Annotated in this window: 23 protein-coding genes; 22 read left to right on the forward strand and 1 reads right to left on the reverse strand. The window is 66.8% G+C overall.

Annotation, left to right across the window (positions count from 1 at the left end; genetic code table 11):
- The first annotated feature begins 58 nt into the window (after nucleotides 1–58).
- From blaL2 to LC407_RS09310, 4 genes are all read left to right on the forward strand, one after another.
- Nucleotides 59–973 carry a L2 family extended-spectrum class A beta-lactamase gene (gene blaL2, locus LC407_RS09295; RefSeq protein ID WP_223482717.1) on the forward strand — a complete coding sequence of 305 codons (915 nt, stop codon included), beginning with the start codon at nucleotides 59–61 and terminating at the stop codon, nucleotides 971–973.
- Nucleotides 974–1,078: 105 nt separating this feature from the next.
- Entirely contained in the window at nucleotides 1,079–2,302 is a 1,224-nt protein-coding gene (locus tag LC407_RS09300) for a cation:proton antiporter (RefSeq protein ID WP_223482718.1), read from the forward strand.
- A 108-nt stretch (nucleotides 2,303–2,410) separates the two neighbouring features.
- Complete coding sequence (locus LC407_RS09305; protein ID WP_223482719.1) at nucleotides 2,411–3,967, forward strand: glycosyltransferase family 39 protein; 1,557 nt, start codon at nucleotides 2,411–2,413, stop codon at nucleotides 3,965–3,967.
- A 63-nt stretch (nucleotides 3,968–4,030) separates the two neighbouring features.
- Entirely contained in the window at nucleotides 4,031–4,672 is a 642-nt protein-coding gene (locus tag LC407_RS09310; RefSeq protein WP_025874684.1) for a hypothetical protein, read from the forward strand.
- Between the two features lie 112 nt (nucleotides 4,673–4,784).
- Here LC407_RS09310 and LC407_RS09315 read toward each other — a convergent pair whose 3' ends face one another.
- The gene (locus LC407_RS09315; RefSeq protein WP_033831829.1) at nucleotides 4,785–5,537 is read right to left on the reverse strand and encodes a DUF3011 domain-containing protein; all 753 of its coding nucleotides are present in this window, start codon (nucleotides 5,535–5,537) and stop codon (nucleotides 4,785–4,787) included.
- Nucleotides 5,538–5,697: 160 nt separating this feature from the next.
- On the opposite strand from LC407_RS09315, the gene aspS reads away from it, so the two are divergent.
- The 18 genes from aspS (at nucleotide 5,698) to queC (ending at nucleotide 22,040) form a co-directional block, all read left to right on the forward strand.
- On the forward strand, nucleotides 5,698–7,449 hold the full coding sequence (gene aspS, locus LC407_RS09320) for an aspartate--tRNA ligase (RefSeq protein ID WP_223482720.1): 1,752 nt from the start codon (nucleotides 5,698–5,700) through the stop codon (nucleotides 7,447–7,449).
- Between the two features lie 16 nt (nucleotides 7,450–7,465).
- Nucleotides 7,466–7,801 carry a hypothetical protein gene (locus tag LC407_RS09325; RefSeq protein ID WP_025874681.1) on the forward strand — a complete coding sequence of 112 codons (336 nt, stop codon included), beginning with the start codon at nucleotides 7,466–7,468 and terminating at the stop codon, nucleotides 7,799–7,801.
- A gap of 32 nt (nucleotides 7,802–7,833) precedes the next feature.
- Entirely contained in the window at nucleotides 7,834–8,355 is a 522-nt protein-coding gene (locus tag LC407_RS09330) for a GNAT family N-acetyltransferase (RefSeq protein ID WP_032975141.1), read from the forward strand.
- 77 nt (nucleotides 8,356–8,432) lie between these two features.
- Complete coding sequence (locus LC407_RS09335; RefSeq protein ID WP_025874679.1) at nucleotides 8,433–9,065, forward strand: alpha/beta fold hydrolase; 633 nt, start codon at nucleotides 8,433–8,435, stop codon at nucleotides 9,063–9,065.
- A 185-nt stretch (nucleotides 9,066–9,250) separates the two neighbouring features.
- Nucleotides 9,251–9,982, forward strand: coding sequence for a YebC/PmpR family DNA-binding transcriptional regulator (locus tag LC407_RS09340; RefSeq protein WP_032975140.1), 732 nt, complete (start codon nucleotides 9,251–9,253; stop codon nucleotides 9,980–9,982).
- A 129-nt stretch (nucleotides 9,983–10,111) separates the two neighbouring features.
- Nucleotides 10,112–10,633, forward strand: a complete 522-nt coding sequence (gene ruvC / locus LC407_RS09345) for a crossover junction endodeoxyribonuclease RuvC (RefSeq protein WP_025874677.1) — start codon at nucleotides 10,112–10,114, stop codon at nucleotides 10,631–10,633.
- 13 nt (nucleotides 10,634–10,646) lie between these two features.
- Nucleotides 10,647–11,240, forward strand: a complete 594-nt coding sequence (ruvA, locus tag LC407_RS09350; protein WP_025874676.1) for a Holliday junction branch migration protein RuvA — start codon at nucleotides 10,647–10,649, stop codon at nucleotides 11,238–11,240.
- 49 nt (nucleotides 11,241–11,289) lie between these two features.
- On the forward strand, nucleotides 11,290–13,209 hold the full coding sequence (locus LC407_RS09355; protein WP_033831825.1) for a potassium transporter Kup: 1,920 nt from the start codon (nucleotides 11,290–11,292) through the stop codon (nucleotides 13,207–13,209).
- A 419-nt stretch (nucleotides 13,210–13,628) separates the two neighbouring features.
- The gene (gene ruvB, locus LC407_RS09360; RefSeq protein ID WP_025874674.1) at nucleotides 13,629–14,669 is read left to right on the forward strand and encodes a Holliday junction branch migration DNA helicase RuvB; all 1,041 of its coding nucleotides are present in this window, start codon (nucleotides 13,629–13,631) and stop codon (nucleotides 14,667–14,669) included.
- Complete coding sequence (ybgC, locus tag LC407_RS09365) at nucleotides 14,659–15,096, forward strand: tol-pal system-associated acyl-CoA thioesterase (RefSeq protein ID WP_208081907.1); 438 nt, start codon at nucleotides 14,659–14,661, stop codon at nucleotides 15,094–15,096. The genes ruvB and ybgC overlap by 11 nt, the downstream gene beginning before the upstream one ends.
- Before the next feature lie 10 nt (nucleotides 15,097–15,106).
- Complete coding sequence (tolQ, locus tag LC407_RS09370) at nucleotides 15,107–15,886, forward strand: protein TolQ (protein ID WP_025874672.1); 780 nt, start codon at nucleotides 15,107–15,109, stop codon at nucleotides 15,884–15,886.
- Nucleotides 15,887–15,910: 24 nt separating this feature from the next.
- Nucleotides 15,911–16,339, forward strand: coding sequence for a protein TolR (tolR, locus tag LC407_RS09375; protein ID WP_025874671.1), 429 nt, complete (start codon nucleotides 15,911–15,913; stop codon nucleotides 16,337–16,339).
- Nucleotides 16,329–17,384, forward strand: coding sequence for a cell envelope integrity protein TolA (gene tolA, locus LC407_RS09380; protein ID WP_025874670.1), 1,056 nt, complete (start codon nucleotides 16,329–16,331; stop codon nucleotides 17,382–17,384). Before tolR ends, tolA begins: the two co-directional genes overlap by 11 nt.
- Before the next feature lie 249 nt (nucleotides 17,385–17,633).
- Nucleotides 17,634–18,953, forward strand: a complete 1,320-nt coding sequence (gene tolB / locus LC407_RS09385; RefSeq protein ID WP_025874669.1) for a Tol-Pal system beta propeller repeat protein TolB — start codon at nucleotides 17,634–17,636, stop codon at nucleotides 18,951–18,953.
- Nucleotides 18,954–19,017: 64 nt separating this feature from the next.
- Nucleotides 19,018–19,536 (forward strand): peptidoglycan-associated lipoprotein Pal, encoded by a 519-nt coding sequence (gene pal, locus LC407_RS09390; RefSeq protein WP_025874668.1) that lies wholly within the window; start codon nucleotides 19,018–19,020, stop codon nucleotides 19,534–19,536.
- A gap of 3 nt (nucleotides 19,537–19,539) precedes the next feature.
- Nucleotides 19,540–20,358, forward strand: a complete 819-nt coding sequence (gene ybgF / locus LC407_RS09395; RefSeq protein WP_025874667.1) for a tol-pal system protein YbgF — start codon at nucleotides 19,540–19,542, stop codon at nucleotides 20,356–20,358.
- Between the two features lie 237 nt (nucleotides 20,359–20,595).
- Entirely contained in the window at nucleotides 20,596–21,297 is a 702-nt protein-coding gene (queE, locus tag LC407_RS09400) for a 7-carboxy-7-deazaguanine synthase QueE (protein ID WP_025874666.1), read from the forward strand.
- A gap of 77 nt (nucleotides 21,298–21,374) precedes the next feature.
- A complete protein-coding gene (gene queC / locus LC407_RS09405; RefSeq protein ID WP_032975132.1) occupies nucleotides 21,375–22,040 on the forward strand; it encodes a 7-cyano-7-deazaguanine synthase QueC in 666 nt (221 codons plus the stop codon).
- Nucleotides 22,041–22,089 lie beyond the last annotated feature (49 nt).

The raw sequence follows: 22,089 nt of genomic DNA on the forward strand, positions 1-22,089 counted from the left end.
CGCTGGTCGCCTTTGCCCACCCTTTCAATAATCGGGACAGCTTCCACGAGGATTCCGCATGCTTGCCCGTCGTCGATTCCTGCAGTTCAGTAGTGCCGCAGTCGCCTCCACCCTTGCGTTGCCGCTGCTGGCCCGGGCTGCCGCACCCGCCACCGTGCCCGCCACACCGGTCGATGCCGCCATCGCCGCCGCCGCCGACTTCGCCGCACTGGAAAAGGCGTGCAGCGGTCGACTCGGCGTAACCCTGCTCGACAGCGCCGGTGGTCGCCGCCTCGGCCATCGCCAGGACGAACGCTTCCCGCTGTGCAGCACCTTCAAGAGCGTGCTGGCCGCCACGGTGCTCAAGCAGGCCGAGCGCGATCCGGCACTGCTGGACCGGCGCCTGCCGGTGCGGACCCAGGACCTCCTGGAGCACGCGCCGGTCACCCGCCGCCACGTCGGCAAGGACCTGACCGTGCGTGACCTGTGCCGGGCCACGTTGATCACCAGCGACAACACCGCCGCCAACCTGTTGTTCGCAGCGATCGGCGGGCCGCCGGCGGTGACCGCATTCCTGCGCGCCACCGGCGACACGATCACCCGCAGCGATCGCCTGGAGCCGGAACTGAACAGCTTCGCCATCGATGATCCCCGCGACACCACTACGCCGGCGGCCATTGCATCGACGCTGCAGCGTCTGGTGCTGGGCAATGCACTCAGGCCTGCCTCACGCCAGCAGTTGGCCGACTGGCTGATCGACAACGAAACCGGCGATGCCTGCCTTCGTGCGGGCCTGGGCAAGCGCTGGCGGGTGGGCGACAAGACCGGCAGCAATGGCGAAGACGCCCGCAACGACATCGCCGTGTTGTGGCCGGTGCAGGGCGGTTCGCCCTGGGTCCTGACCGCCTATCTGCAGGCGGGCACGATCAGCTTCGAACAGCGCGCGGCGGTGCTTGCGCAGGTCGGGCGGATCGCCGATGGGCTGATCCGCTGAAGGGCGCGCTGCCGAAAGGAGAGGACACTTTCAGCCGTGTCCGGCTTGCCCGATCCGGATCGAACCCGCATCCTGCGCGCGTTCGATCCACACGGAAGTCCCTCGATGAGCCATGAACTGGTCTACCTGCTGCTGATCTTCGCGCTGCTGGTGATCCCGCGCGCGCTGCAGCGGTTCAGCCTGCCGGCGCCGCTGACCTGCCTGCTGTTCGGCATCATCGGCATGCTCTGGCTGGGCGACCAGGCGCACGACGCGGTCATCGCGCTGCTGGCCACGCTGGGCATCTCCTCACTGTTCCTGTTCGCCGGCCTGGAGGTTGACCTGCAGGCCCTGCGGCGCGGCATGTGGCCGCTGCTGGCGCATCTGCTGATCCGCAGTGCGACCCTGTTCGGCGTCGGCTGGCTGGCCTGGCGTTACGCCGGCCTGCCATGGCAGGCGGCCGGGTTGCTGGCACTTGCGCTGCTGACCCCCTCCACCGGTTTCATCATGGATTCGCTGTCGCGGCTGGGGCTGAGCGAGGACGAGCGGTTCTGGGTCACCAGCAAGGCCATCGCCGGTGAACTGCTGGCCCTGGCGGCGTTGTTCATCGTGCTGCAGGCTGGCGACCCCGGGCACATGGCGCTGTCCAGCCTGGCCCTGCTGGCGATGATGATCGGCCTGCCGCTGCTGTTCATCGCGCTCGGTCGCTGGGTCGCGCCGCATGCGCCGGGCTCGGAATTCTCACTGCTGGTGATGGTGGGCATGGTGGCGGCGTACATCACCTACCTGCTGGGCGTGTACTACCTGGTCGGCGCCTTCATTGCCGGCCTGGTCGCGCGCCTGCTGCACCAGCGAATGCCGCTGCTGGCTTCGCACGAAAACCTGCATGCGCTGCGTCTGTTCGCCTCGTTCTTCGTGCCGTTCTACTTCTTCAACGCCGGCACCAAGGTGCCCAGCGAAGCGCTGAGCTGGGAGGCGCTGGGGCTGGGCATCGTCATCACCCTGGTGGTGCTGCCGCTGCGCATCGCGGTGGTCTGGCTGCAGCGCCGCGTGATGTTCGGCGAGAGCTTCCGCAGCAGCCTGCGTGTGTCGCTGGCGCTGGCACCGACGCTGATCTTCACCCTGGTGCTGGCCGCGATCATGCGCGATCGCTTCCAGATTCCCGCGTTGCTGTTCGGCGCGCTGCTGCTGTATGCCGCCTTGACCACGCTGCTGCCCTCGCTGGTGTTCCGCACGCCGTTCGATGTCGATCCGGTCGAGCAGGAGCCGGCAGGGCAGGGCGAAGATGCGCCGGTGGCAGCGACGGACTTGGTTGCCGCCGATCCGCCGTCAGCCGCTGCATCGCGTTGAGGCTGCGCAGGGCATCAGCAGGCTTGCGTTGTGGACGCGCGGCACGTGACACTGCGCGCCCCGCGATGTGCCGGTTCCGGTACGTCGGATATCCCAGGAGCTGCAGGCGTGACCCAGGACGTGAACCTCGATCGTAAACTGCTGCCAGGCCGGATCCTGCTTTGGTTCTCTGCCTTCGCATTGCTGATCCTGTTCGGATACAGCTGGTCGATGCCACCGGTCGATGCCTCGGGATTCCGACAGACGCAGACTGCGCTGTCGATCGACTGGATGGTGCGCGGTGGCCCGTGGCTTGACTACCTGACACCGGTGCTCGGTGCGCCGTGGTCGATTCCCTTCGAATTCCCGCTCTATCAGTGGCTGGCCGCGGTGCTGTCCAGCGCCACCGGCATCAGCGCGGACAACAGTGGCCGGCTGGTTTCCACCGTATTCCACGTCGGCTGCATCTGGATGGTCTACCGCATCAGCCTGGTGGTTCGTCCGGATCGCGTGCTGGCGCTGTGCCTTGCCGGCGCCTTCGCCGTATCGCCGCTGGCCCAGTTCTGGGGCCGCTCGGTGATGATCGAATCGACGGCGGTATTCTTCGGCCTGCTGTTCGTCTGGGCCATGGCACGTCTGCATGTGCAGCCGAGGGCGTGGGTGGGGCTGGTGGCCATCGTCGCTGCGATGCTGGGCGCACTTATCAAGATCACCACATTCTTCGGCTTCGCTGCCTTCACCGTGCTGGCCGTTGCCTGGATGGTGTTGCGCGAGCACGGCTGGCGCCCTCACTGGCTGGCCACACACTGGAAGCTGCTGGCCGGGGGCGCGCTGGCGGCCTTGGCCGCTCTGCTGGCCATCGTCCTTTGGCTGCAGCATGCCGACGCGCTCAAGGCCCAGTCCGCACTGGGCGTGCAGGTGACCTCCGAAGGGCTGGCCGGATTCAACTACGGCACCCTCCAGCAGCGCCTGGACCCTGCGACGTGGTGGGGCACGATCTTCAAGAAGCGCTTCTCGGGGCCAGTGGGCTCCAACTGGGGGTTCCTGATCTTCCTCATCGCGGGGCTGTCGATCCGGCAGATCCGCGCACCGGTGGTCGTACTGCTGCTGGCCTACCTGATGCCGATGGCGGTGTTTACCAACCTGCAGGTGGTGCACCCGTACTATCAGTTCGCCCAGCTCGTGTTTGCCACGTCCATCGTCGGCCTGGTGCTGTGGTGGGTGATCCAGCGCGGCGAAGCGGCCGGCAAGCCGGGTCGAGGTGTGGCTCTGGCGATCTTCCTGTGCCTGCTGTCGGTGGGGTTCGGGCTGGTGAAGTCGCTGAAGGACATGAAGGAGGCGCGCGAGCCGACCACGATCTCGCAGATCGCTGACTTGATCCGGTCCGATACGCCCGAGCAGGGCGTGGTGATGGCCTTCGGCGACGACTGGTCTTCGGCGCTGCCATATCGGTCAGGCCGTCGCGCGGTGATGATTCCCGATTGGGCATCGGATGCGGCGCTGGAAGCACTCGCCGGCAATGATGACGCTTTGGGCGGGCTGCCGCTGGTGGCACTGGTCAATTGCCCCAACGGCCTGGGCAGCACCCCGCAGCGCGCGCAATGGCAGGCTGCGATAGTGCAGCGCTATTCGCAGGGCGCGCAGATGCAGGAAATCGGTGACTGCAAGGTCTGGCTGCGCCACTGATCTGCCCGTGATGGTCGGCCGGCACGGTTTGCGCCTGCCGGCCATGGCCGTTAGGGTTGGGGCATGAAACCGATCGCCGCTGTTGCTTCCGCCTTCGCCCTGCTCGGCCTCGCCGCCTGCTCGCAGCCATCGCATACGGTCAACCACGATCTGTCGACCGCGCCGGCCGACGCCTTCATGGCCGCGGTCGCTGCCCATTGTGGCCAGGCCTACGAGGGCAAGGTGGTGGAAGACACGCCGGCCCCTACCGGTAAAGACCCCTTCGCCGGGCAGAAGCTGGTGATGCACGTGCGGGGCTGCGCCGACCCGGGCCATGAGCTGCGCATCCCGTTCCACGTCGGCGATGACCATTCGCGCACCTGGGTGTTGACCCGCACCGAGCACGGGCTGCGCCTGAAGCACGACCATCGCCACGCCGATGGCAGCCCCGATGCGATCACCCTGTACGGCGGCGACAGCAAACCGCCGGGCACCGCCGAACGCCAGCAGTTCCCCGCCGATGGCGAGTCGGTGGCGATGTTCCGCCGTGCCGACATGCTGGCTTCAACCCACAACACCTGGGCGATGGAGATCGAGCCGGACCAGCGTTTCGTCTATGAGCTGACGCGCCCGGAAGGGCGTCGTTTCCGGGTCGAGTTCGATCTCAGCAAGCCAGTCGCGCTACCGCCGGCGCCCTGGGGTGATGCAGCGGCGCCGGCACCCTGATCGGCCCCCTGGCATGCTGCCGCGGACAGCCCGGTAGCGCCGGGCCATGCCCGGCGGCTTTCAAGCGGAGACCCTGCCGCTGCGCTCGCCGGGCATGGCCCGGCGCTACCCCTCAACGCGTGCCGAAGCGCGCCCGGCAGCCGTTGCTGACCCACACGTTGCCGCGCGAGTAGCCCCAGGTCCGGCCTTCCTGGCAGGCGCTGCCGGACAGCTGCTGCTGCAGCACAGGCCGGCCCTGGCGTTCATCCCAGTTGCAGCTCTGCTGGCGGTTGTTGTTGCTGCTGCAGGTCACGGTGTAGTTGCTGTTGCCACCACCCCAGCCGCCGCCATTGCCCCCACCATTGCCGCCGCCCCAGCCACCGCGGGCCTCGGCGAACTCGGCGCGGCAGCCGCGGTTGACCCAGATCGCGCCGTTGCGCACGCCCCAGTTCTGGCCTTCCACGCACTGCGTGCCGGAGATCTGCCGGACCACGCGTGCGTTGCGCCAGCCCACCGGGCAGCTGCGTTCGCGGTTGTCCTGGCTTTCGCAGCGCACGGTGCCGCTGTTGCCGTTGCCACCACCCCAGCCGCCGCCGTTGCCGCCACCCCAGCCGCCTCGGCCCTGGGTGAATTCGGCGCGGCAGCCGTTGTTGACCCAGATGCTGCCATTGCGGGTGCCCCAGGTTCGGCCTTCCACACAGGCCGAGCCGGACAGCTGGCGGACCAGCCGGGCATCGCGCCAGCCGGTGTTGCAGACGCGTTCGCGGTTGTTCTGGCTCTCGCAGCGGACCACCCCGTCCTGCGCGGCGGCAGGGGCGGAGTGCAGGGCGAGCGCGGTAAAGGTGCCAAGGATCACGGCCAGGCTGGCCAAGGACTGCGGTTTCATGGCGACATCCCCATACGGGAGTAGGTGCGCGACTATAAGGACGGGGGCGATCAAGCCCGCGTGACCGTCCGCATTTGCCCCGGCCGGGGCGTCGGCCGCAGAATAAGAGGCTTTCCGGCCTCCATCAGGCGCCGGCGTTCTCCAGCGGAGCTTTCCCCCCATGCGTACCCACTTCTGCGGCCTGGTCGATGAGACCCTGATTGGCCAGACTGTCACCCTCGCCGGCTGGACCGACGTGGCCCGTAATCAGGGCGGCGTCTGCTTCATCGATCTCCGCGATCATGAAGGCATCGTGCAGGTGACGGTGGAGCTCGACAACGCCGAAGTGTTCGCCGTGGCCGCCTCGCTGGGCTATGAGGACGTGCTGCAGGTGGAAGGCGTGGTACGTGCTCGCCACGCGGTCAACGACAAGCTGCGCACGGGCAAGGTGGAAGTGATCGCCACCGCCATCACCGTGCTGAACAAGGCCGCGCCTCTGCCGTTCCACGCCCACGAGAACCCGGGCGAAGAAACCCGCCTGAAGTACCGCTACCTGGACCTGCGCCGTCCGGAGATGCAGCGCATGCAGCGCACCCGCATCAAGCTGGTGCAGGCCCTGCGCCGCCACCTGGACGAGAAGGGCTTCCAGGACATCGAAACGCCGATCCTGACCAAGGCCACCCCGGAAGGTGCACGCGACTTCCTGGTGCCGGCGCGCATGCACCCGGGCGAGTTCTATGCCCTGCCGCAGAGCCCGCAGCTGTTCAAGCAGATCCTGATGGTGGCCGGCTTCGACCGCTACTACCAGATCGCGCGCTGCTTCCGCGACGAGGCCCTGCGTGCCGACCGACAGCTGGAATTCACCCAGCTGGACATGGAGTTCGCCTTCGTCCGCGAGCGCGACGTGCAGGACTTCGTCGAAGACATGATCCGCGCCATCTTCAAGGAAGTGGTCGACGTCGAACTGGATGCCAGCTTCCCGCGCATGACCTGGGCCGAGGCGATGCGTCGCTATGGTTCGGACAAGCCGGACCTGCGCATCGCGCTGGAACTGGTGGACGTGGCCGAGCTGGTCAAGACCAGCGAATTCCCGGTGTTCACCGCTGCTGCCAATGATGCCGATGGCCGCGTCGCCGCCCTGCGCATCCCCGGTGGTGCCAGCCTGTCGCGCAAGCAGATCGACGAGTACGCCGTGCACGCCGCCAAGTACGGTGCGAAGGGCCTGGCCTACATCAAGGTGGGCGAGAACGGTGAAATCAGCTCGCCGATCCAGAAGTTCTTCAGTGAAGAGGGCTTCGCCGCCCTGGTCGCCCATGTCGACGCCGGCAACGGCGACATCGTGTTCTTCGGTGCCGGCGGCTACAACAAGGTGTCCGACTTCATGGGCGCGCTGCGCCTGAAGGCCGGCAAGGACTTCGGTCTGGTCGCCGACAGCTGGGCGCCGCTGTGGGTCACCGACTTCCCGATGTTCGAATGGGACGAGGAAGCGCAGCGCTACGTCGCCCTGCATCACCCCTTCACCGCGCCGGCCGTGGACGACATCGCCGACCTGCGCGCGCACGCCAAGACTGCCGTTTCGCGCGGCTACGACATGGTGCTCAACGGCAATGAAATCGGCGGCGGTTCGATCCGTATCCACCGCCCCGACATGCAGAGCGCGGTGTTCGAACTGCTCGGCATCGGTGCCGAAGAAGCCCGCGCCAAGTTCGGCTTCCTGCTCGACGCGCTGAACTACGGCGCGCCGCCGCACGGTGGCATCGCCTTCGGCATCGACCGCATCGCCGCGCTGATGGCCGGTACCGAGTCGATCCGCGACGTCATCCCGTTCCCGAAGACCACCGGTGCGCAGGATCTGATGACCGATGCGCCGTCGCCGATCGTCGACGAGCAGCTGGCCGAAGTGCACATCCAGGTTCGCCCCAAGAAAAACTGATCAGGAGATCCAGGCAATGACCGAGTTTGCGTTTTCGCTGGAGTGGGAAAAGCTGGGCAATGAAGGCTCCGAGGCCAACCTGGTCACCGAGCGTGCACGTGTCTTCGGTGGTTGGCTGGTCCGTGTCGGTACCAACCCGTCGGCCATGGCCCTGACCTTCGTCGCCGACGGCGAAGGCCGCTGGGACGGTGAAGACTTCGGCGTCGAGGATTACGAAGACGACGAAGAGGAAGAGTACGACGAGGACGAGGAAGGCGAAGAAGAGGAAGACGGCGAGGAAGAAGAGGACGACGAGGAATACGAAGAAGAGGAAGAGGAAGAAGACGACAAGGAACCGGCGGAGCGGGCTTGACCCGAACCGTGGTCCTGACGTCAACTCGACCCATGTATTCGATCCGCCGCGCCACTGTGGACGACGCGCCGACCCTGTCGGCGCTGGCCGCACGCACGTTCACCGAAACCTTCGGCCATCTGTATCCGCCGCAGGACCTGCAGGACTTCATCGACGAGGCCTACACGGTCGAGCGTCAGCGCACGATCCTGGCCCACCCCGATTACGCGGTGTGGCTGCTGGAGCTGGACGGGGAGGCGGTCGGCCATGCCGCCGCCGGCCCCTGTGGGTTGCCGCATCCGGACGTGAAGCCCGGTGACGGTGAGCTCAAGCGCCTGTACCTGATCAAGACGCAGCAGAGCTGCGGCTGGGGTAGCCGCCTGCTGGAAACGGCGCTGGCCTGGCTGGAGCACGACGGCCCGCGCACGCTGTGGCTGGGCGTGTGGTCGGAAAACTTCGGCGCGCAGCGCTTCTACGCCCGGTATGGTTTTGAAAAGGCCGGCGAGTACCTGTTCCCGGTGGGCGATACCAACGATCTTGAGTTCATCCTGCGCCGTCTGCCGCATCCGGCCTGAAACCGTTCACCGCCGCTTGCCCCTGGCTTCTGTTCAATCACCGTAGTTCCGCCCCGCTGACCGCCAGGCTGTTGCACATGACTCCCCCCGTTCTGTTGTTGCATGGCATCTGGAATGCCCGTGCCTGGGTCGGGCCGCTGGCCTGGCGCCTGCGTGCGCGTGGCTTCCAGGTCCATACCTTTGGCTACTCGTCCGTATTTGGCGGTCCTGATGTGGCCGTGCCGCAGTTGCTGGAGCGGCTGGCAGATGCTGGCCCGCTGTCCCTGGTGGGGCACAGCCTGGGTGGCCTGCTGGCGCTGGAAGCCCTGCGCCGGCAGCCGCAGCTGCCCGTGCAGCGCGTGGTCTGCCTGGGCTCGCCACTGCGGGGCAGTGGCACCGCGCGCTCGTTGTCCGAACATGGTTGGGGCCTGGCCCTGGGCCGCAGCAGCGAGCTGCTGCTGGACGGGCTGCCGGACTGGCAGGGCAAGGCCGCAGTCGGCCTGATTGCCGGCTCGGTGCCACATGGGCTGGGCAGCCTGCTCGGGGCGCTGGATGACGATTCCGACGGTACCGTGGCGCTGGCCGAGACCCGCCTGCCGGGCCTGGCCGACCACTGCGTGGTGCGCACCAGCCACAGCGGCCTGGTGGTGTCGCCCGATGCCGCGCGGCAGACCGCGCATTTCCTCCGCCATGGCCAGTTCGACCATGGCCGGGACGCCGCCGCCGCGTAAGGCGGTTCGCCGGGCATGGCCCGGCGCTACCGCCCTGCCTTTGTGGGTGCGAACCGTTGGTTCGCACGCTCTCGCCGGGCCATGCCCGGCGAGCGCAGCGGCATCCATCCGCCCTCGACACGGTCAGCGGGCCCGATCAGGTAGAATCCGCGGCCTTATCCATCAACGCACGTACGGAAAGACCCATGGGTAGAGGCCCCTCCATCGAGAACCGCAAGAACGCGTCTGACGCGAAGCGCGGCAAGATTTTCACCAAGATCATCCGTGAGATCGGCGTGGCCGCCCGCGGCGGTGGAGGCGACCCCAACAACAACCCGCGCCTGCGTGTAGCCGTGGACAAGGCGCTGACCGCGAACATGTCCAAGGACGTGATCGAGCGCGCCATCAAGAAGGCCACCGGTGAACTGGAAGGCGTCGAGTACGAAGAGATCCGCTACGAGGGCTACGCGCCCGGTGGCGTGGCCGTCATCGTCGATTGCCTGACCGACAACCGCGTGCGCACCGTGGCCGATGTCCGCCATGCGTTCAGCAAGTGCGGCGGCAACATGGGCACCGAAGGCTCGGTCAGTTTCATGTTCAAGCGCGTGGGCGTGCTGCACTACGGCGCCGGCGCCGATGAGGACGCCATTTCCGAAGCGGCCATCGAGGCCGGTGCCGATGACATCGTGGTCTACCCGGAGGACGGCGCGATCGACGTGCTCACCGCTGCGGACAGCTTCCACGCAGTCAAGGATGCGATGCAGGCGGCTGGCCGCACGCCGGATCATGCCGAGCTGACCTTCCGTGCCGACAACGACATCAAGGTCGAGGGCGACACCGTCCTGCAGGTCAAGAAGCTGCTGGACATGCTGGAAGACCTCGACGACGTGCAGGACGTGTACTCCAACGCCGATCTCGGCGCGGACGCCTACGCCTGAACGGACGCTGCGCCGGTCGCCTTTGGCGGCCGGTGAGCGGACAATGCGGACCATGATGACCCCAGACGTTTCCAGCCATCACCGCCGCATGCGTCCTTCCCGGATCAGCGGCCTGCGCGCGTGTGCCGCATGACCCGCATTCTCGGCATCGACCCGGGTTCACAACGGACCGGGGTCGGCATCATCGATGTCGATGCCAGCGGCCGGGTCAGCCACGTGCATCACCAGCCGCTGGTGCTGCTCGGTGCCGATGACTTCCCGCAGCGCATGAAGCTGCTGGTGCTGGGCCTGGCAGAGCTGTGCCTGGAGTTCCAGCCGCAGGAAGTGGCCATCGAAAAGGTGTTCATGGCGCGCAACCCCGATTCGGCGCTGAAGCTGGGCCAGGCCCGTGGCGCGGCGATTTCGGCGGTGGTGCTGCGCGACCTGCCGGTGCACGAGTACGCCGCCAGCGAGATCAAACTGGCGGTGGTCGGTCGTGGCGGCGCCGAAAAGCAACAGGTTCAACACATGGTCGGGCTCATGCTCAACCTGAAAACCAAGCTGCAGGCCGACGCGGCCGACGCGTTGGCCGTGGCCATCACCCATGCCCACGTAAGGGCAACGGCCAACCGCCTGGGGCTGACTGCCCGCCAGGCGTGGGGCCGCAAATGAGGAGCTGCACGCAATGATCGGTCGACTGCGCGGAATCGTCGCCTACAAGGCGCCGCCGTGGCTGGTGGTGGACGTCAACGGGGTGGGCTACGAGCTGGAGGCGCCGATGAGCACCTTCTACGACCTGCCCGAGCTGGGCCGTGAGGTCACGCTGTACACCCATTATTCGCAGAAGGAAGACAGCGTCTCGCTGTACGGCTTCCTGCGCGAAGGCGAGCGCCGCCTGTTCCGCGACGTGCAGAAGGTCAGCGGCATCGGCGCGAAGATCGCGCTGGCCGTGCTGTCCGGGGTCACCGTCGAAGAATTCGCCCGCATGGTCCAGGCCGGCGACATCACCGCGCTGACCCGCATCCCCGGCATCGGCAAGAAGACCGCCGAGCGCATGGTGCTGGAACTGCGCGACCGCGCGGCGCAGTTCGGTGCCGGTGGCGCTCTGCCGACCGGCAGTGGCCCGGCACCGGCCGATCCGCTGTCCGATGCCACCGTGGCGCTGCAGCAGCTGGGCTACAAGCCCACCGAGGCGGCGCGGATGGCGCGCGAAGCCTTCAACGAGGGCGACGAAGTGGCCACCGTCATCCGCAAAGCCCTGCAGTCGGCGCTGCGCTGAGCCGCTCCGCTTCCTTCCCCATTACACCCTGAGCGTCGCCAGGAGCCCCATGTCCAGCAGTCAAACTCCGCACACCGCCGCCCATGGTGGCCATGGTCACGCTCCCCCCGCCGGGGGCCTGGCGCTGATCATCGGTGCGATCGGCGTGGTCTTCGGCGATATCGGCACCAGCCCGCTGTACACCCTGAAGGAGGCGTTCTCGCCGCACTACGGGCTCAACAGCGACCACGACACCGTGCTGGGCGTGCTGTCGCTGGCGTTCTGGGCGCTGAACATCGTGGTCACCCTGAAGTACGTGACCATCATCATGCGCGCCGACAATGACGGCGAGGGCGGCATCATGGCGCTGATGGCGCTGACCCAGCGCACGCTGCGCAACGGGTCGCGCTCGGCCTACGTGGTCGGCATCCTCGGCATCTTCGGCGCCTCGCTGTTCTTCGGCGATGGCGTGATCACCCCGGCGATATCGGTGCTGGGTGCGGTCGAAGGCCTGGAGGTCGCTGCCCCCGGGCTGCACGCCTTCATCGTGCCGATCACCGTGGTGGTGCTGCTGGCCGTGTTCGCGGTGCAGCGTTTCGGTACCGCGAAGATCGGCAAGCTGTTCGGCCCGATCACCTCGATCTGGTTCATTTCGCTGGCCGCGATCGGCATCTACAACATCGTCGACGCGCCGGAAGTGCTGAAGGCGTTCAACCCGTGGTGGGCGATCCGCTTCTTCATGGAGCACGGCTGGCACAGCATCTTCATCCTCGGCGCGGTGGTGCTGGCGGTGACCGGTGGCGAGGCGCTGTACGCCGACATGGGCCACTTCGGTGCCAAGCCGATCCGCCACGCCTGGTACTTCTTCGTGCTGCCCTGCCTGGTGCTGAACTACCTGGGGCAGGGCGCGCTGGTGCTCAACCATCCCGAGGCAGTGAAGAACCCGTTCTTCGAGGCGGTGCCGTCGTGGGCGCTGTACCCGATGATCATCCTGGCCACGATGGCTGCGGTGATCGCCTCGCAGTCGGTGATCACCGGTGCGTTCTCGGTCTCGCGCCAGGCCATGCAGCTGGGCTACATCCCGCGCATGCGCATCAAGCACACCTCGCACGACACCATCGGCCAGATCTACATCCCCGGCATCAACTGGGGCATCGCGGTGATGGTGATCGGCCTGGTGCTGGCCTTCCGCAGCTCGTCCAACCTGGCCGTGGCCTACGGCATCTCGGTGTCGGCCACCATGCTGATCGATACCCTGCTGCTGGCCCTGGTTGCACGTTCGCTGTGGCCCAAGGCACGCAACTGGATCCTGCCCTTGTGCGTGGTGTTCTTCATCATCGATCTGGGCTTTGTCATCGCCAACGGCGCCAAGCTGCTGCAGGGCGCCTGGTTCCCGGTGGTGCTGGGCATCTTCCTGTTCACCATGATGCGCACCTGGCGCCGTGGCCGCGAACTGCTGCGCGACGAGATCCGCAAGGACGGCATCCGCATCGACACCTTCCTGCCGGGCCTGATGCTGGCGCCGCCGGTACGCGTACCCGGCACCGCGGTGTTCCTCACCGCCGACCCGACCGTGGCCCCGCATGCGCTGATGCACAACCTCAAGCACAACAAGGTGCTGCACGAGCGCAACGTGTTCCTGCACGTGGTGACCCTGCCGGTGCCGTACGCGGCGGAAGGGCAGCGCCTGAAGATCGAATCGGTGGGCGATGAGTTCTATCGGGTCTACGTGCGTTTCGGCTTCATGGAGACCCCCGATGTACCGCTGGCGCTGATGCGCTCGTGCGACCACGGTGGCATCTACTTCGACCCGATGGACACCACCTTCTTCGCCAGCCGCGAGACCATCGTCGCCACCGCCAACCGTGGCATGCCGATCTGGCGCGACAAGCTGTTCGCGCTGATGCACAGGAACGCCGCCCCGGCGACGGGCTTCTTCCGGATTCCGGGTAACCGCCTGGTCGAGCTGGGCGCGCAGGTGGAGATCTGAGCGCGCGGGGTCGGATCCCTTTTCCACAGGAAAAGGGATCCGACCCCATGTCCGTGTCATCCAGTTCCATCCACGCATGGCGTGGATCTACCGGGTCGACCAAGGTCGACACCCACCAATAGCAGGCCATGCCGTGTCGACCAAGGTCGACACCTACCAGGAGCAGGCCATGCCATTCCGGCAGATCGCGGAGATCTGTCGAAGGCGGGGTGGGTCCGGTTGCGGGGGTGTCCGCGGCATGGATGCCGCGGCCAAGCCCCCATGGATGGGTTTACGGCGTCCCCCGCAACCGGACCCACCCCGCCATCCATCAGGAAACCTGCTTCTGCTGTCGCTTCGGCAGTTGAAGTTGCAGTTGCTTCTGCGGGTGCCGGGCGCAGCCCGGCCGAATCTCCCCGCTTTTACCGCATAATCAGCACATGACCGACGACCGCATCATCGCCGCCGGCGCCACCCGCGAGGATGACGCCGCCGACGCCAGCATCCGACCCAAGCGACTTGCCGACTATCTCGGCCAGGTGCCGGTGCGCGAGCAGATGGAGATCTACATCCAGGCCGCCAAGGGTCGTGGCGACGCGCTGGACCACGTCCTGATCTTCGGCCCACCCGGCCTGGGCAAGACCACCCTTAGCCACGTCATCGCCAACGAACTGGGCGTGGCCCTGCGCGTGACCTCCGGCCCGGTGATCGAGAAGGCCGGCGATCTGGCCGCGCTGCTGACCAACCTGCAGCCGCACGATGTGCTGTTCATCGACGAGATCCATCGCCTGTCGCCGGTGGTGGAAGAAGTGCTGTATCCGGCGATGGAAGATTTCCAGATCGACATCATGATCGGCGAGGGCCCTGCGGCGCGCTCGATCAAGATCGACCTGCCGCCGTTCACCCTGATCGGCGCCACCACCCGCGCCGGCCTGCTGACCGCACCGCTGCGCGACCGCTTCGGCATCGTCCAGCGCCTGGAGTTCTACAGCGTCGAAGAACTGACCCGCATCGTGCGCCGCTCGGCCGCGATCCTGGCCATCGACTGCACCGCCGACGGGGCAGGGGAGATCGCGCGCCGCGCGCGTGGCACCCCGCGTATCGCCAACCGCCTGCTGCGCCGCGTGCGCGATTACGCCCAGGTCAAGGCCGGTGGCCACATCGACCAGACCGTGGCCCAGGCCGCAATGCAGATGCTCAAGGTCGACCCGGAAGGCTTCGACGAGCTTGACCGCCGGCTGCTGAAGACCATGGTCGATTACTTCGACGGTGGCCCGGTGGGCATCGAGTCGCTCGCCGCGGCGCTGTCCGAAGAGCGTGGCACGCTGGAAGACGTGGTCGAGCCGTACCTGATCCAGCAGGGCTTCCTGGTGCGCACCGCGCGTGGCCGCATGGCGACCCACAAGGCCTACCGGCACATGGGCCTGAAGCCGAAGAACCCGCCACAGGACCTGTTTGCCGAGGTCCCCGATGTCGGTTGAACCGCGATTCAGTTGGCCGACACGCATTTACTGGGAAGATACCGACGCTGGCGGGGTGGTCTACCACGCCCGCTACGTGGCCTTCATGGAACGGGCCCGGACCGAATGGATGCGCGCGCTGGGCTACGGCCAGGAGCGCATGCGGTCCGAGCACGGCATGGTATTCGCGGTGCGCTCCATGCAGATGGATTTCATCAAGCCGGCACGGCTGGATGACCAGCTGCAGGTAAGCGCCACCCTGGTCCAGCTGAAGAAGGCCAGCATGGTCTTCGACCAGCAGGTCCTGCGCGACGGCCAGCTGCTGCTGTCCGCACAGGTCCGCATCGCCGCACTGGACGCGGCCAGTTTCCGCCCGCGTGGCATGGACGATGCCGTCCTTGCCGCGCTGCAATCCCACCTCCACCCCGAATCCGAACAGAACTCTTGAGGAACAACGGATGATCGCAACGCTCCTGGCCCTGCAGGCCACGGTCACCGAGGCTTTGCCGGCTGACGTCAGCAATGCCGCGACCCAGACCCTTGCCCAGGCCACCACCGGCGGCGGCATCAACTACCTCGAACTGATGGCCAAGGCCAGCTTGCCGGTGAAGATCATCGTGCTGGCGCTGCTGGTCGGCTCGTTCGTCAGCTGGGTGATCATTTTCCGCAAGGCCCGCATCTTCAAGCAGGCCACCCGCGAAGCCGACGAGTTCGAGAACCGCTTCTGGTCCGGTGCCGACCTGGGCAAGCTGTACAGCTCGGCCACCGACCGCAGCCGCAATGTCGGCGGCCTGGAAGCCATCTTCGAAGCCGGTTTCCGCGAGTACACCCGCCTGCGCGACAAGCGCCGGCTGGATGGCCGTGCCCAGCTGGAAGGTGCCCAGCGCGCCATGCGCACCACCTACACCCGCGAAGTCGACCAGCTCGAGCGCAACCTGGAACTGCTGGCCAACATCGGCTCGACCGCCCCGTACGTGGGCCTGGTGGGTACCGTGTTCGGCATCATGGTGACCATGCACGACATGATCAGCAGCGGCGCCCAGGCCGGTATCGCCGCCGTCGCCCCGGGCATCTCCGAAGCGCTGTTCGCCACTGCCATCGGCCTGTTCGTGGCGATCCCGGCAGTGTGGGCCTACAACCGCTTCACCACCCGCGTGGAGCGCATGTCGGTGCGTTTCGAGACCTTCGCCGACGAGTTCAGCTCGATCCTGCAGCGCCAGAGCGCTGGCGACGAGTAAGCGCCAGACCCGGGAGTCCAAGCCATGTCCGCTGCCATCGGTCGCCGCAAGCGCCGCAAGCTGAAATCGGAAATCAACGTCGTTCCCTATATCGACGTCATGCTGGTGCTGTTGATCATCTTCATGGTCACCGCGCCACTGCTCACCCTGAGCTTCGATGTCGACCTGCCCAATTCCAACGCCAAGGCGCTGGAAAGCAAGCAGGACCCGGTGATCGTCTCGGTGCGCCAGGACGGCCAGCTCAGCCTGAAGCTGCCCGACGCCAAGGAACCCACGGCCGTCACTGCCGAGGAACTGCAGGGCCACCTGTCCGGCATCGCCGCGCAGGACAAGGGAGTGCGCGTGATCGTCGCCGCCGACCGTGCCGTGGCCTATGAAAAGGTCATCGCGGCGATGGACGTGATCAAGCGCGCCAACGTGGACAAGGTAGGCCTGGCCACCGATGCACGCTGACGCCCTGCCGCCACCGCACAAGCAGGAACCCGGCTGGGGCCAGCCGATGGTGCTGGCCGTGCTGGTGCACCTGCTGGTCGCGTTGATCTTCATCGGCGCCTGGCTGTGGTCACCGCAGCGCAATACCGATGCCGCCGCAGGTGATCCCTCGGTCGAGGCCAGCTTGGCGCTGTCTGCGTCCGAAGCCGCCGCCGCCCGCCAGGCCCTGCGCCAGTCGGAAAAGCTGGAAGACCTGCCGCCGCCGGTGGCCGAACCGATCCCTGTGCCGGAAGACACCATCCCGCCGCCGCAGCCGATTGAAGAGCCGCGCCCGCAGGACGCACCGACGCCGCAGCAGCAACAGGCGCAGGAGCGCGTGGCGCAGCCCGATACCAAGGACCAGGACGCGGTCAGCGCGTTGGCGATCTCGCAGGAAAAGGCCAAGCAGGAGCAGGAAGCCAAGCGCCGCCAGGAGCAGATCGACCTGACCGAGCGCAAGCGCCAGGAAGAGGCCGAGCAGAAGCTGCGTCTGGCCAAGCAGCAGGAAGCGGATGCCAAGAAGAAGCAGGCCGAGCAGGAGCGCCTGGCCGCTGACAAGGCGGAAGCCGAGAAGCAGAAGAAGATCGCCGACATCCGCGCCCGCCGCGAGCAGGCCGAGAAGGAAGCCAAGCTGGCCGAGCAGAAGCTGCGCCAGGTCGCTGCCGCGCGCAATGCCGCAGGCACGGCTGCTGCCGGTGCCAGTGGTGCAGCACAGCCGGCTGCCGGTGGTGGTGGCAGCAGTGATGATCTGTCTGCCAAGTACGCGGCGGCCATCCAGGCCAAGGTGCTGGCGCAGTGGGTGCGTCCGGACAGCGTGCCGCTGGGCCAACGCTGCCAGATCACCATCAACCAGTTGCCGGGCGGTACCGTCCGCAGCGCCACGGTCAGCGCCGGCTGCCCGTTCGATGAAGCCGGCAAGCGCTCGATCGAGGCCGCCGTGCTCAACGCCCAGCCGCTGCCGTACCGCGGTTTCGAGCAGGTATTCGCACGCACGATCAACTTCACGTTCACCGCCCAGGATCGCTGAGGCGCGGGGCAGGGCAGCCCTTTGGGGCTGTCCCGTCATCCAATGACGCCTTTAGCTCTGGATCGTGCGGGCCCGTCCACGCCATGCTTGGGACGCGTCATTCGCACGAAAGGTGGCCGCGACGTTAACGGCATGTGAGAGACCCGGCTGGCACTGACCAGGAATTCACGTACCCTTGGTTCATGATTGCGAAGCGGTTCACTGCCGTTTTGTTATCCCTCGTTCCGGTTCCCCCTATTTGAGCGCTCCATGAAGAAGATGCCTCGCTGGCTTGCCGTGTTTGCGGCCCTGTTGCTGCCCTTTGCTGCCGTCGCGCAGCAGAAGGGGCTGGATATCGACATCATCGGCGGCAATGCCTCCGCCCTCCCGATCACCATCGTGCCGATGCCCTACCAGGGTGCAGCCGGTGCTCCGCAGACCGACGTCGCCGGCGTGGTCCGTGCCGACCTTGAACGTTCGGGCCAGTTCCGCACGCTGCCCGAAGCGCAGATCGTCGAAAAGCCGATTCGTGGCGGTGACATCCAGTTCGCCACCTGGCGCGCGCTGAAGCAGAACTACATCGTCGTCGGCCGGGTCATGGACGCCGGTGCCGGCGCCTACCGCGTCGAGTACGAACTGTTCGACGTGCCCAAGGGCGAGCGCCTGCTGGGCCTGGCGATGACCGCACGTGGCAATGCCATGCGCGACGTTGCCCACCAGATGGCCGACGCCATCTACGAGAAGATCACCGGTGTCCGTGGTGCCTTCTGGACCCGCATCGCCTACGTGACCGCCAGCGGCAAGGGCGACGCCATGCGCTACGCGCTGATGGTGGCCGATTCGGACGGCTTCAACCCGCAGACCATCGTGCGTTCGGCCGAGCCGCTGCTGTCGCCGTCGTGGAGCCCGGATGGCAACAAGCTGGCCTACGTCAGCTTCGAGCGTGGCAATTCGGCCATCTACATCCAGAACATCTCCACCGGCGCCCGTGAGCTGGTCACCAGCTTCCGCGGCATCAACAGCGCCCCGGCCTTCTCGCCGGACGGCCGCAAGCTGGCCCTGACCCTGTCGCGCTCGGGCAACCCGGAAATCTACGTGATGGATCTGGGCAGCAAGCAGCTGACCCAGCTGACCAACCACTTCGCCATCGATACCGAGCCGACCTGGGCGCCGGACGGCAGCGCGGTGTACTTCACCTCCGACCGCGGCGGCCGTCCGCAGGTCTACAAGGTCGGTGCCGGTGGTGGCAGCGCCGAGCGCGTGACCTTCCAGGGCAACTACAACGCCAAGCCTTCGGTGTCCTACGACGGCAAGAAGATCGCTGTCGCCCAGGGTTCGGGCAACAGCTACAAGATCGCCCTGATGGACAGCTCGCTGGGTTCGCCCCGCTGGAGCACGCTGTCGCCGGGTTCGCTGGACGAATCGCCGAGCTTCGCGCCCAACGCGAGCATGGTGCTGTATGCCGCCCGTGAGGGTGGTCGTGGTGTGCTGTACGCCGTCTCGGCCGATGCGCGCGTGCGCCAGCGCCTGGTTCTGGCAGACGGTGATGTGCGCGAGCCGGCATGGTCCCCATACCGTACCCAGCGCTAAAAGAGTGTTAATATTTTCTCTGTATTGAACCCCTCATCGGCTTAGGAGCCACAAAGGTATCGCCATGAACAAGTCCACCCGCGTTCTGCTTGTTTCCCTGCTGTCTGTGGCCGTCCTGGCCGGTTGCTCGAAGAAGGTCAAGGAAGAAGCCCCGGCTCCGGTCGATACCGGCACCTCGACCACCACCCCGACCGGTCCGTCCACCTCCGGCCTGTACGGCCCGGGCGACCTGGACACCGATGCCTGCCTGCGCCAGCGCGTTGTCTACTTCGACCTGGACAAGGAAGACGTGAAGCCGGAATTCCAGGCCATCATGGCTTGCCACGCCAAGTACCTGCGTGACCGTCCGTCCTCGCGCATCACCCTGCAGGGTCACACCGACGAGCGCGGTTCGCGCGCGTACAACCAGGCCCTGGGCGAGCGTCGTGGCAACGGCGTCAACTCGGCACTGCAGGCCAACGGTGGCTCGGCTTCGCAGCTGACCGTCGTTTCCTACGGTGAAGAGCGTCCGGTCTGCACCGAGTCGAACGAGTCCTGCTGGTCGCAGAACCGTCGCGTCGAAATCGTCTACACCGCGCAGTAATCCATGCGCCTTGGCATCAAACTGATGCTGGTCGTTGCGGCAGCCCTCGTGGCTGCCGCACCGGCGCATGCACAACGTCAGAGCCTGGCCGACCGCGTCGGTTCGCTCGAGCAGCAGATGTACAACAACAGTGCCAATCAGGACCTGTTGAACCAGATCAATCAGCTGCGGCAGCAGGTCACCAGCCTGCAGGCCTCGATCGAGCAACTCCAGCACGACAACGCCCAGCTCAAGCAGACCGCCCAGGACCAGTACCTGGATCTGGACAGCCGCCTGAACCGGTTGGAAGGGGGCTCTGCCGCCCCGGCCCTGCCTGCGGTTCCGGCGAGCGCACCGAAGGCTCCTGCAGCCCCGGCAAAACCCGCAGCGGCGGCCACTTCCGAGCGGCCGCCTTCCGTCCATGGTGACCCGGGCAGTCTGGCCGTCACCGGTGACGAGCGTACGTCCTACAACGTGGCCTTCGACGCATTGAAGGCGGGCAAGTACGATGATTCGGCGCAGCTGTTCCTGAGCTTCCTGGAGCTGTACCCGAACGGCGTCTACGCCCCCAATGCGCTGTACTGGCTGGGTGAAAGCTATTACGCCACCCGCAATTTCCCGATGGCCGAGTCCCAGTTCCGCGAACTGCTCTCGCGCTATCCCACCCACGACAAGGCCGCTGGCGGCCTGCTCAAGGTCGGCCTCTCGCAGTACGGCGAGGGCAAAGTCGACCAGGCCCAGCAGACGCTGGAGACCGTCGTGGCGCAATACCCGGGCTCGGATGCCGCGCGTACCGCGCAGGACCGCCTGCAGTCGATCCGCCTCGGCAATCAGATCCGCTGATCCGCTGAGCGGGCGTACAATGTGTTCCCCGTAGCGCCGAGCCCTTGCTCGGCTGCTTTCGTTTCCGGGTCGGCAAACCCGTCCGGATCCGGTAGCGCCGGGCCATGCCCGGCGGCTTGCATTACCCGCCGGGCCATACCCGACCGGCTGCTGTTGTAGAGCCGAGCCATGCTCGGCTGCGTTCGTTACCGGCCACGGTAGCCCACCCGCCACGTGTCCCATCAAGAAGTCCCTGCCATGACCGCCGTTCCCCCGTCCGCCGCCGTCGCCACGCCCAGCGAAATCGTGCAGTCGCCCCTGCCGCGCCTGAAGATCACCGAGATCTTCACCTCCCTGCAGGGCGAAGCCGATACCGCCGGTTGGCCGACCGTGTTCGTGCGCCTGACCGGCTGCCCGCTGCGCTGCCAGTACTGCGACACCGCCTACGCCTTCCACGGCGGCACCTGGTGGGACATCGACGACATCGTCGCCCACGTGCAGGCGCAGGGCGTGCGCCACGTCTGCGTGACCGGCGGCGAGCCGCTGGCGCAGAAGCGCTGCCTGGTGCTGCTGCAGAAGCTGTGTGACGCCGGCCTGGATGTGTCGCTGGAGACTTCCGGTGCGCTGGACGTCAGCGCCGTCGATCCGCGCGTGTCGCGCGTGGTCGACATCAAGACCCCCGGCTCGGCCGAGGTCGCGCGCAACCGCTGGGAAAACCTGCCGCTGCTGACCACGCGTGACCAGATCAAGTTCGTGATCTGCAACCGCGAAGACTACGACTGGGCCAAGGCCATGGTCGCCGAACACCAGCTGGTGCAGCGCACGATGGTGTTCTTCTCACCCAGCAAGGGCGAAATCACTGCCCGCCAGCTGGCCGACTGGATCGTGGAAGACCGGCTGCCGGTGCGCTTCCAGATGCAGTTGCATAAAATCCTGTGGAACGACGAGCCGGGCCGATGAGCCGGCGCAGCGTTTCCTGATGTAGCTCCGGCGCGGGACAGCGTGCTGGCTTTCTCCCCCAACCGGATGATTTACCCATGAAGAAGGCAGTCGTGCTTCTCTCCGGCGGCATGGATTCAGCCGCCGTCATCGCCATGGCCCAGGAACAGGGCTTCGCCGTGCATGCCCTGAGCGTGCGTTACGGCCAGCGCCACACCTCCGAGCTGGATGCTGCCGCGCGCGTGGCCAAGGCCCAAGGCGTGATCGTGCACAAGACTGTGGACGTGGACCTGCGCAGCATCGGCGGCTCGGCGCTGACCGACGACATCGACGTGCCCGAGGCGGGCGGCGAGGGCATCCCGGTCACCTACGTGCCGGCACGCAACACCATCATGCTGTCGCTGGCGCTGGGCTGGGCCGAAGTGCTTGGTGCCAACGACATCTTCTGTGGCGTCAACGCCGTGGACTACTCCGGCTACCCGGATTGCCGCCCCGAGTTCATCGCCGCCTTCCAGGCGCTGGCCAACCTGGCGACCAAGTCGGGCGTGGAAGGCGCGGGCATCACCGTGCATGCGCCGCTGCAGTTCCTCAGCAAGGGCCAGATCGTCAGCGAAGGCGTGCGACTGGGCGTGGACTTCGGCCTGACCGTGTCCTGCTACAACGCCGATGCCAGCGGCGCGGCCTGCGGGCATTGCGATGCCTGCCGCCTGCGCGCGCAGGGCTTCGCCGATGCCGGCGTGGCCGACCCGACGCTGTACGCCTGACCGGCTCTGGTAGGGCCGGCCGCTGGCCGGCTTCCCCGGCAGGTCTCAT

The organism is Stenotrophomonas sp. OVS01A, from assembly GCF_019969775.1.
Lineage (GTDB): Bacteria > Pseudomonadota > Gammaproteobacteria > Xanthomonadales > Xanthomonadaceae > Stenotrophomonas > Stenotrophomonas indicatrix.